Origin of the sequence: Acidovorax facilis (genome assembly GCF_023913775.1) — a bacterium.
Lineage (GTDB): Bacteria > Pseudomonadota > Gammaproteobacteria > Burkholderiales > Burkholderiaceae_C > Acidovorax > Acidovorax facilis.
In genome coordinates this window covers 1-3,437 of the sequence record NZ_JAMXAX010000227.1, presented here as the reverse complement: position 1 = coordinate 3,437, position 3,437 = coordinate 1, and the positions used below count along the sequence as shown (strand labels likewise).

Below are 3,437 nucleotides of genomic sequence, written 5' to 3'. Positions count from 1 at the left end.
CACCCCCACGGCCAGCCGAGCGGACCATGCTGCGCGCCTGCTGCTGTCGCACATGGCGTTTCTGGAGGAGCTGACCCACGACGACCACACCACCCTGTGCGCGCAGCCCGCCCCCCACGGCCCGCTGTTCAGCTGGCTGGAAGCACAGTTTCATGAACATGGCCCCTTGGCCTGGGCTGTGCTGCGCGAAAGCCTGCGCGAGCACGAATGCGAAGCGCTGGCCGTCAAGGTGATGACGGGCTCGCACGCCCAGACCGAAGGCGCAATGCAGGAGCTGCGACTGGAACTGCGCGACCTGCTCAACCGCATGCAGATTGAGGACATCGAGGCACAGCAAAAGCTATTGATGCTCCAAGCGGCTGATGACCCGACGGCCCTGGAGCGTTACCGCGCTTTGGAACAAAAGCGCAGGGTTTTACTCGGCGTGGCTGCAAAGGCGGCTTGAAATCAGCGCCAAAGGTATAATGTAGGGTTAGTTATTGGCAAGAGCGACAGCAGCACCTCCGAGCCGGACCACCGTGACAAACGCGCACAACCGTCCAACCATCGCAAGGACTGCACACCAAATGATCGCCCAGACATCTTGCCCCTGAGGGCCTCCCCTCAAAGCGCAAAGCCCTCGTAGCTTTGCGTTGCCACCCGCGCCGGGACCTGAGGCGCTTGCGTTTTCTTTGTGTCCGTTTTTGATCCTGAGGTTGTTCCATGCCCGCTCAAAAGTCCGCGAAGCCACTCAAGTCTGCTCCAGGTACCGCCGCAAAGGCTGCCACCAAAACCGCTGCCAAAGCCCCGGCCAAGGCTGCTTCTCAAAAAGCTGCCGCCGCGCCCGCCCCGGTTGCCAAGAAAGTGAAAACTGTGCCTGTGAAAAGTTCTGCCGAGCTGACCAAAGCTGCCGATGAATTGCTGAAGAAAAAGCCTGCCCGCGCCAAGGCTGCAGCATCCGACGACGAAGAAACCCCGAAGAAGCGCCCAGGCCGCCCTGCCAAGGCCGCTGGTGCCGCTGAAGCCAAGGCCCCCGCCAAGCGCGGACGCAAGCCCAAGGCTGCGGCCGCTGGCGACGAAGGCGGTGACGACACCGACCTGTCCGACATCGAGGCTGACCTGGAAGGTGAAGTCGAAGAAACCACCGAAACCGCAGCCACGGTTGAGAAGGTCAAGCCGCTGCGCATGAAGATCAGCAAGGCGAAGGAACGCGCCTTGATGAAGGAATTCGGCCTGGACGAAACCGTCCTGTCCGAAGAGGACATGGCCAAGCGCCGTGCGCGCCTGAAGGCCCTGATCAAGCTGGGCAAGACGCGCGGCTACCTCACCCACGTTGAAATCAACGACCACTTGCCCGACAAGCTGGTCGATGCCGAAACCCTCGAAGCTGTCATCACCACGCTGAACGACCTGGGTGTGGCGGTGTACGAGCAGACGCCCGACGCCGAGGCGCTGATCATCACGGACAACGCCCCCGCAGGCGCCACCGAAGAAGAGGCGGAAGAAGCCGCTGAAGCCGCGCTGTCCACGGTAGACTCGGAGTTCGGCCGCACCACAGACCCGGTTCGCATGTACATGCGCGAAATGGGCACCGTGGAGCTGCTGACCCGCGAAGGCGAAATCGAAATCGCCAAGCGCATCGAAGGCGGCTTGATGGCCATGATGGAGGCGATCAGCGCATCGCCCGCCACCATCGCCGAGATCCTGAACATGGGCGAAGACATCCGCGAAGGCAAGGTCGTGATCTCGACCATCGTGGACGGCTTCTCCAACCCCAACGAGGCCGACGACTATGTGGCCGAAGAAGACTTCGACGAATTCGACGAAGCCGATGACGACGACGGCAAGGGCGGCTCCAAGGCGCTGACCAAGAAGCTCGAAGAGCTCAAGAAGCAGGCGCTGGAGCGCTTTGACAAGCTGCGCGAGCTGTTCGAGAAGGTCCACAAGGTGTACGACAAGGAAGGCTATGGCACCCCTGCGTACGTAAAGGCCCAGCAGGCCCTGTCGGCCGAGCTGATGACCATCCGCTTCACCGCCAAGACCATCGAGAAGCTGTGCGACATGGTGCGTGGCCAGGTGGACGATGTGCGCAAGAAGGAACGCGAGCTGCGCCGCATCATCGTGGACAAGTGCGGCATGCCCCAAGAGACGTTCATCAAGGACTTCCCGCCCAACCTGCTGAACCTGCAGTGGGTCGAAAAGCAGGCCACTGCTGGCAAGCCCTGGTCGGCCGTGATTGCGCGCAACATCCCGCCCATCCAGGACCTGCAGCAAAAGCTGATGGACCTGCAGTCGCGCGTGGTCGTGCCACTGGCCGAGCTCAAGGGCATCAACAAGCGCATGAACGAAGGTGAAGCCACCTCGCGCGATGCCAAGAAGGAAATGATCGAGGCCAACCTGCGCCTCGTGATCTCGATTGCCAAGAAGTACACGAACCGTGGCCTGCAGTTCCTCGATCTGATCCAGGAAGGCAACATCGGCCTGATGAAGGCGGTGGACAAGTTCGAATACCGCCGGGGCTACAAGTTCTCGACGTATGCCACCTGGTGGATTCGCCAGGCCATCACCCGCTCGATTGCCGATCAGGCGCGCACCATCCGTATCCCGGTGCACATGATCGAGACGATCAACAAGATGAACCGCATCAGCCGCCAGCACTTGCAAGAGTTTGGTTTTGAGCCCGATGCGTCCATCCTGGCGGCCAAGATGGAAATCCCCGAAGACAAGATCCGCAAGATCATGAAGATCGCCAAAGAGCCGATCTCCATGGAAACGCCGATCGGGGACGACGACGACAGCCACCTGGGCGACTTCATCGAAGACGGCGCCAACACCGCGCCCATCGAAGCCGCCATGCAGGCCGGCCTGCGCGACGTGGTCAAGGACATCCTGGATGGCCTGACCCCGCGCGAAGCCAAGGTGCTGCGCATGCGCTTCGGTATCGAGATGACCAGCGACCACACGCTGGAAGAAGTGGGCAAGCAATTCGACGTGACCCGCGAGCGCATTCGCCAAATAGAAGCCAAGGCGCTGCGCAAGCTCAAGCACCCCAGCCGCTCGGACAAGCTGCGCAGCTTCATCGACTCGCTGTAATCCCTGCCCAGCCAGCGGCACACTGAACCCCAGCATTCGTTCAGCACAACGCCCTGCCCCGCAATTGCGGCGCAGGGCGTTTTTCATGGCCAATCCGTTGCGCAAGGCCCAGCGCGTTTACCCTGATACTCCCGACAGCAGACTGACAGCTTGGATGGTGACCATTGCCACCACGTCCAATCAAAAATTGGGAGACTTCCCTGCAGCGTTGCAAGCCGCCCTCTTGCGGCGAGGCTGCGCAGAGAAGCCGACCCTGCTGTCCGGTTGCGTGAAGGACATGCTTTTCACCCCCGCGTTTTCACGAGGTACCCCATGACCCCCCTCAGCCGCCGCAAGGCACTCGCACATGCTGCACTCGCCGCTAC

General features: G+C 61.5%; 2 protein-coding genes and 1 pseudogene. All 3 read left to right on the top strand.

Annotated elements, in window-relative coordinates; all coding sequences use genetic code 11:
• Positions 1 to 445, top strand: a pseudogene (locus tag NFX52_RS29505) (DNA primase); the annotation flags it as partial.
• Positions 446 to 702: 257 nt separating this feature from the next.
• Positions 703 to 3,072, top strand: a complete 2,370-nt coding sequence (gene rpoD / locus NFX52_RS29500; RefSeq protein WP_055398678.1) for an RNA polymerase sigma factor RpoD — start codon at positions 703 to 705, stop codon at positions 3,070 to 3,072.
• A gap of 85 nt (positions 3,073 to 3,157) precedes the next feature.
• A complete protein-coding gene (locus NFX52_RS29495) occupies positions 3,158 to 3,388 on the top strand; it encodes a hypothetical protein (RefSeq protein WP_156358751.1) in 231 nt (76 codons plus the stop codon).
• The last annotated feature ends 49 nt before the right edge of the window (positions 3,389 to 3,437 follow it).